The organism is Pseudomonas sp. P7779 (assembly GCF_013386315.1).
Taxonomy (GTDB): domain Bacteria; phylum Pseudomonadota; class Gammaproteobacteria; order Pseudomonadales; family Pseudomonadaceae; genus Aquipseudomonas.
On the sequence record NZ_JACARZ010000163.1, the window covers coordinates 1 to 6,417 of the forward strand.

The following is a 6,417-nucleotide window of genomic DNA, read 5'->3' on the forward strand; positions in this document are numbered from 1 at the left end:
CGCTGTAAGAGCGGAACCATAGGTGGCCGTTACCGAAGAAACGGATATACCCCCCCCATCTCAAGACCCCACCAAAGGCAACGAAAAACTGAACACCGCCCCACACGGCTCCAGATTCTGCGCCCAGATATCCCCCTGATGCCGACCAATGATGTTCTTGCACAACGCCAGCCCAATCCCGTTACCACCCACCTTCGACGAAAAGAACCCGTCAAAGATTTTCTCCCGCGCCACGGCCTGAATCCCGCGCCCACAATCCTCGACACTCAGCCGCGCCACGTTTCCATCCCGGCAGGCATGCAACCGCAGCACCCGACGCTCCACGGGCAGCTCACTCATCTCTTCAATGGCATTGAACGCCAGGTTCAGAATCACCTGCCCAATCAGCACCCTCTCGCACTGCACCATCAGCGGTTGCGCGCTCGGGACGATCTCCAGCCGCACCTGACTCGGCTCGGCCCGCAGGCTGATGAAATATCGGGTTTCCTGCAGCAACTCATTGAGGTCCACCCACTCCGCGCTCTGCTCCAGCTTGACCACATAATCACGCACACTCTTGATGATCGTTGACGCATGCTCGACCTGCCGCACGGCACTTTGCAGCCCCCAGTTCACCCCCTGGTCGGCACTGTGGGTATCGCCCAGACGAATCAAAACCCCCTCGATAAAGTTGCGCGTGGCCGCCAGTGGCTGGCTCAACTCATGAGCAATCGCCACCGCCATCTCGCCCATGGCGTTGTATCGGGCCAGGTATTCAAGCTGCTGTTCACTGACACGCCGGGCTTCCTCGGCGCGGATCAGGTCCCGCTTCACCTTGTCTTCCCGGGAAATATCACGGAACTGCACCATCAGCACGTCGCGCCCGTCCAGGTGCACCAGCGTCGCGACCGCTTCCGAAAGAATCTCCACCCCGGCCTTGGAGCGATAACACCACTCGATGGTGCGCTGGCCACTGCGGGCCGCGCGCTCAAGCCAACGCAGGCCGATGGAGCGCTTGTACTTCGGTGCGTCCCGGGTCATGTCCGGGGCCTTGAGCGGGATCAGTTCTTCCAGGGTAAACCCCAGCGCCGACAGCGCCGCGGTGTTGGCCCAGAGGATGTCCTTGCTCTGCGCATCGTGAAGGATGGTGCAGATCGGCATGGCTTCGATCAGGGTGTGGAAATCATTGTTATTGGGTAGGTACATCGCGTAGCCCTTGGCGGTGGAGGGGACGACTACGGTGGCAAGTTATACCGGTTTGCATCCGGGGGCACGCTCAGAAGTAATCGGGGGCGCACTAGGGGATTTCTTTAGCCGGTGGGCTGCACGCCCCAATAGTTGACGGTGGTCGGGCTTTTTACACTGGACCTATCAACGCCCGACACGGCGTCCATAACAACTACAACGGAGAAAGCCCATGCTGCGTTCGGCCCTCGTGCAACCAGACGCTTTACCCGACGTGCAGCCCGCGCTGTTCCAGCAGGTGCTCGATGAAGTGCGCCAGCGCCGCGACGAGTTCGACGCCGGCTCCCACGTGCCACGAGACATGATCGAACGCTTCAAGCAGGTGGGCATCTACCGGGCGGCCACGCCCCGTTGTTTCGGCGGCGATGCCCTGGCCCCCGCAACGTTCTTGCAGATGATCGAGCGCATATCCGAAGCCGATGGCTCCGCCGGCTGGGTCGCCAGCTTCGGCAGCGCCGGCGTCTATCTTGCGGCCTTGCCCCAGGACACCCTCGCCGAACTGTATGCCGACAGCCCCGATCTGGTGTTTGCCGGTGGCCTGTTCCCGTTGCAGCCGGCAGAAACCGTCGAGGGCGGCTGGCAGGTCAACGGCACCTGGAAGTTTGCCAGCGGCTGCAAAGGCGCCGACCTGCTGGGCGTGGGCATCGGTGCGGCGGGCGGCAAGCCACGCACTGCCGTGTTCAAGCCCGGCCAGGTTGAAATCATCGAAAACTGGGACGTGGTCGGCCTCAAGGGCACCGGCAGCCATGACCTGCGAGTTACCGACCAATACATCGACGAGCGCTGGACCTTCATCCGTGGCGGCGCCGCCACCATCGACGAGCCGCTGTTTCGTTATCCCTCGATTGCCTACGCCGCACAGGTGCTGGCGGTGGTCAACCTCGGCCTGGCCCGCGCGGCCCTCGATGAAATCAGCGCCATGGCCAGCGGCAGCGGCATCACCGGCGCACCGAAGCTGGCGGACCGCGCCTACGTGCGCATCGAAATCGCCAAGGCCGAAGCCCGGCTGAGCGCCGCTCGGGGCTTTTTCTACGGCGCCACCGAACAAGTGTGGAACTCGATCCTCGCCGGCAACCCGGTCACGGCCGAGCAAACCAGCTTGCTGCGCCTGACCGCCATTCACGTGTCCCAGGCCGGCGCCGCCGTGGTGCAGAGCGCCTACAGCCTGGCGGGCACCACCGCGATCTACCTGCGCCACCCGCTGCAACGCTACCTGCGCGACGCCATGGTGGTGACCCAGCACGCCTTCCTCAGCGAAGGCCTGTACGACGGCGCGGGCTCGGTGTTCCTCGGCGTTCCTCCATTTCCTGGCTACATCTGACTTTCAAGGATCAACCCATGTCCCAAGCCACTCAAGAACCGCTGCGCGTCGTCTTCTGCATCGGCATCACCCAGAACTTTTTCGACCTGCCTACCGGCGAAGGCCTGAGCGTGTGGAAAGGCTTCAGCCAGATGATGGGCGACCTCGGCGCCATGCCGGGCATCAACGTGCTGGGGGCGATGGATGACGACCGCTTGATGGTCGGCCCGTCGACCACCTCGCCGTGGACCGTCTATATCATGGCCGACGTCGACTGCCACCAGTCGGTGATCGACGCCTGCAACCTGTTCCGTACCACGCCGGTGGGTGAATACAGCCTGTGGCGCTACGCCAAGGTCGAAGCACGGATCGGCCGCCCGCTGACCATTCCCGAAGCGGCCAGGGTGTGAGCCATGGACCTGTTGCAGCGTGTTGAAACCCTTGAAGGGGAGAGCCAGGTAAGGCGCTTGATGGCGCGCTACATGGACCTGTGCGACGTGCCCCGGGCGGCGACCAACGTTCGCGAGTTGGCCGAGTTGTTCACCGTGGATGCGGTGTGGGAAGGCATTGGCACAAGTACCGCGCAGACCTTCGGCCAGCATCGGGGGCGCGACGCGGTGGCGGCGTTTGTCGGCAGCTACCTGCCACCGTCGGAACACTTTGCGCTGAACCTGCATTACCTCACCAGTGAGTCGATCCAGGTAGACGGCAGCGCGGCTGCAGGGCAGTGGATCATGCAACAGATTTCCACCTACGCCGACCAGCGCAGCGAGTTGTTCGGCACGCGGCTGACCATCGATTTTCGCCGTGTCGACGGCACCTGGCTGATCGCGCATTTCCGTACGCAGCGCCTGTTCAATAGCATGTTGGGGGTGAACCCATGAGTACCTTCGTCAGCGAATTTTTACTCGGTGGCAGCGGCCGACGCGTGGCCATCAAGGATTCCATCGACATCGCCGGGTATCCGACCCGCTCGGGCAGTCGTGCCTTTGCCGATGCTCCGCCGGCGACGCGGCATGCGCACGTGGTGCAGGCGGTCCTGGATGCCGGCTGGCAGATCGTCGGCAAGACCAGCCTGCATGAACTGGCATTTGGCGTCACCGGCATCAACGACTGGAGCGGTACGCCCGTCAATCCCCAGGCGCCAGACCGCGTGCCGGGCGGCTCCTCCAGCGGTTCGGCCGCGGCGGTTGCGGCGGGCCTGGCGGATATCGCCATTGGTACCGACACCGGCGGCTCGGTGCGGGTGCCGGCGGCGTGCTGCGGGATTGCCGGGTTGAAACCGACCTATGGCCGAGTCAGCCGCATTGGCGCGCAACCGGCGGTATCCAGCCTCGATTGCGTCGGGCCGTTTGCCGCGAACATGCAGGACCTGATTGCCGCGATGCAGGTGATTTGCCCGGGTTTCCAGGCACAGGCGGCGCCGTCCGGCAGCGTGCCGGTGGGCTTTCTGGATGTGGCCTGTGAGCCATGGCTGAAGGCGAGCCTGATGGCTGCCGTCGACGCGGCCGGCTGGCGTCAGCAGCGTCTGCATCTGGACGACTTTGACACGGCGTTCGGCGCCGGCCTTACGGTGATTAACGTCGAAAACTGGGCAGCCTTCGGTCACCTCACCGGCAAGGGCCTGATCGGTGCGGATGTCGAACAACGCTTGTTGGCTGCCAGCCGCACCAGCGCTGCTGATTTGGCCGCAGCCGAAGTCGTGCGCACCCGCTTCAGTCATCAGGTGGACGCCGCGCTCGAAGAATTCTCCGTGTTGCTGCTGCCGACGATGCCGGATCTGCCGCCGACCCTGGCCGAAGCCCGCAACGGCAGCCAGGCCGTGGCCCGCATGACGCCATTGGTGCGGCCATTCAACCTCAGCGGCCACCCGGCGCTGACGGTGCCGGTGACCCTGGCCGACAGCGGGCTGAAGGTGGGGCTGCAGATTGTCGGCCGCAAGGGCCAGGACGAATGGGTGTGTGCCCTCGGCGCACAACTGCAACAGAGCATCACGGCTCGCCAATAAGAACAACGCCTTGAGGAGGGCTCCATGAGTACCCATGAATACCGGCTGATTGCCAAATCAAAGAGCCTCGACGAGTTGGTCAAGCACGATCGTGTCGACGTCTCGCTGTACAACGACCCGGCGTTGTTCGAGGCCGAACTGGAAAAGATCTTCTACCGCACCTGGGTCTGGGTCGCCCATGAAAGCGAAGTGCGCAACAGCGGCGACTTCAAGACCGCGACCATTGGCCGGCGCCCGGTGATTGTGGTGCGCGACAAGAAAGGCGCGATCAACGTGCTGGAAAACCGCTGCCGCCACCGTGGCGCCACGGTTTGCGAGAAGCACAAGGGCAACGCCAGCGGCTTCACCTGCCCGTATCACAGCTGGTCCTATGGTTTGGACGGCAAGCTGCGGGCGCTGCCTTACCCGGACGGCTACGAAGGCATCCTGGAAAAGTCCGAGTTACCCCTGACCAGCCTGCGGGTGGACAGCTACGCCGGGATGGTATTCGCCAGCTACAACGACGATATCGAACCGTTGGCCGACTTTCTCGGCGGCGCCAAACACTGGATGGACCTGTTCATGAAGCAGGGCGCCGGCTACCCGATCAAGACCCAGGGCGAACACAAGTTCAGCTTCAAGGGCAACTGGAAGATCCAGCTGGAAAACACCACCGACGGCTACCACTTCCCGATTGTGCACAAGTCGTTCATGTCGTCGGTGGACGCCGAGACCTCGGAAATGCTCTCGTTCATGACCGACGAGCAGGCCGTCACCCATTCCCTGGGCAATGGCCACAGTGTGATGGTGATGGTGCCCGAGCATGTCGACCTGGACCACGACGACGGTACCGAGCAATTGCAGGAGCGTTTCGCCCACGTCACCGAAGAACTGTCGAAAACCATGGAGCCGGCCCAGGTGCGACGCATCGTGCGCTCGCTGCACGGTGCCGGGTTCAACCTCAACCTGTTTCCCAATGTCGCCATGTCGATGTCGTTCTTCCGGGTGCTGCGCCCGGTGTCGGTCACCGAGACCGAAATCCGCCACGTCGCCCTGGGCATGGAGGGCGGCCCACAGGTTGCCAACCGCGAGCGCCTGCGCATCCACGAACACTTCCAGGGCCCGTTCGGCTTTGGCAGCCCCGACGACGCCGAGGCCTGGGACCGGGTGCAACGCGGCTCGTATGCCGGCGTGGATGCGCCGATCCTGGTCAACCGTGGCCTGAACCGCGAAGTGCTGGCCGACAACGGCGACAAGGTATCCCACGCCACTGATGAAGGCGGCATGCGCGGGGCCTATGACATGTGGAAAAGGATGATGAGCCAATGAACACCCTGACTGGTTTTACCGCACCGCTGGCCCAGGCCATCGAATTCATCTGGCGTGAAGCCCAACTGCTGGACCACAAGGACTACGTGCAATGGGCCGCGTTGTGGAGCGAGAGCGGGCGCTACGTCGTGCCGATCGACCCGGACACCGAGGCTTTTGAAGCCAACCTCAACTATGCCTATGACGATGCGCGCATGCGTGACCTGCGCATCGAACGGCTGACTGCGGGGTATTCACCGTCGGCGGTGGATGCGGCGAAAACCGTGCGCAGTGTGTCGCGATTCACCCTGGTGGAAGCGGCGGGCGAGGTGGTGGAGGTTAACTGTGCGCAGCTGCTGTACGCCTACAAGCGCGGAGTACACACGCCGTTCGTGGCCGACCTGAATTACCGCATCCGGTTCAGCGCCGGGGTCGCGACCCTGGAGCGCAAGGTGGTGCGGCTGATCAATTCCACCGACAGCCTGAGTGCACTCGGCTTTCTGTTGTAAGCACGATTCAAACAACGACACAAAACCAATGTGGGAGCGGGCTTGCTCGCGAATGCGGTGGATCAGTCGCCACATGCATTGACTGACAC

General features: G+C 63.3%; 7 protein-coding genes. 6 read left to right on the forward strand and 1 reads right to left on the reverse strand.

Annotated features, from left to right (window positions below; genetic code table 11):
• Positions 1-60 precede the first annotated feature (60 nt).
• Positions 61-1,185, reverse strand: a complete 1,125-nt coding sequence (locus tag HX869_RS30440) for a sensor histidine kinase (protein ID WP_177036947.1) — start codon at positions 1,183-1,185, stop codon at positions 61-63.
• Between the two features lie 211 nt (positions 1,186-1,396).
• Between HX869_RS30440 and HX869_RS30445 the strand changes: the two genes are divergently transcribed.
• Genes HX869_RS30445 through HX869_RS30470 form a run of 6 tightly spaced genes read left to right on the forward strand, consistent with a single transcriptional unit; the run spans position 1,397 to position 6,328 of the window.
• Positions 1,397-2,545, forward strand: a complete 1,149-nt coding sequence (locus HX869_RS30445; RefSeq protein WP_178904121.1) for an acyl-CoA dehydrogenase family protein — start codon at positions 1,397-1,399, stop codon at positions 2,543-2,545.
• A 17-nt stretch (positions 2,546-2,562) separates the two neighbouring features.
• On the forward strand, positions 2,563-2,934 hold the full coding sequence (locus HX869_RS30450; protein ID WP_003208867.1) for a hypothetical protein: 372 nt from the start codon (positions 2,563-2,565) through the stop codon (positions 2,932-2,934).
• A gap of 3 nt (positions 2,935-2,937) precedes the next feature.
• Positions 2,938-3,408, forward strand: a complete 471-nt coding sequence (locus HX869_RS30455; RefSeq protein WP_008431069.1) for a nuclear transport factor 2 family protein — start codon at positions 2,938-2,940, stop codon at positions 3,406-3,408.
• Positions 3,405-4,532: an amidase gene (locus HX869_RS30460; RefSeq protein ID WP_177009343.1), complete on the forward strand. Its 1,128-nt coding sequence runs from the start codon at positions 3,405-3,407 to the stop codon at positions 4,530-4,532. Before HX869_RS30455 ends, HX869_RS30460 begins: the two co-directional genes overlap by 4 nt.
• A 24-nt stretch (positions 4,533-4,556) precedes the next feature.
• Entirely contained in the window at positions 4,557-5,840 is a 1,284-nt protein-coding gene (locus tag HX869_RS30465) for a Rieske 2Fe-2S domain-containing protein (RefSeq protein WP_087694279.1), read from the forward strand.
• Positions 5,837-6,328: an aromatic-ring-hydroxylating dioxygenase subunit beta gene (locus tag HX869_RS30470; RefSeq protein ID WP_178904122.1), complete on the forward strand. Its 492-nt coding sequence runs from the start codon at positions 5,837-5,839 to the stop codon at positions 6,326-6,328. The genes HX869_RS30465 and HX869_RS30470 overlap by 4 nt, the downstream gene beginning before the upstream one ends.
• The last annotated feature ends 89 nt before the right edge of the window (positions 6,329-6,417 follow it).

What these genes read in the sequence shown, in the direction of transcription:
- HX869_RS30440 (WP_177036947.1), bottom strand. Translation starts at nt 1,185, where the DNA reads ATGTACCTACCCAATAACAATGATTTCCACACCCTGATCGAAGCCATG.
- HX869_RS30445 (WP_178904121.1), top strand. Translation starts at nt 1,397, where the DNA reads ATGCTGCGTTCGGCCCTCGTGCAACCAGACGCTTTACCCGACGTGCAG.
- HX869_RS30450 (WP_003208867.1), top strand. Translation starts at nt 2,563, where the DNA reads ATGTCCCAAGCCACTCAAGAACCGCTGCGCGTCGTCTTCTGCATCGGC.
- HX869_RS30455 (WP_008431069.1), top strand. Translation starts at nt 2,938, where the DNA reads ATGGACCTGTTGCAGCGTGTTGAAACCCTTGAAGGGGAGAGCCAGGTA.
- HX869_RS30460 (WP_177009343.1), top strand. Translation starts at nt 3,405, where the DNA reads ATGAGTACCTTCGTCAGCGAATTTTTACTCGGTGGCAGCGGCCGACGC.
- HX869_RS30465 (WP_087694279.1), top strand. Translation starts at nt 4,557, where the DNA reads ATGAGTACCCATGAATACCGGCTGATTGCCAAATCAAAGAGCCTCGAC.
- HX869_RS30470 (WP_178904122.1), top strand. Translation starts at nt 5,837, where the DNA reads ATGAACACCCTGACTGGTTTTACCGCACCGCTGGCCCAGGCCATCGAA.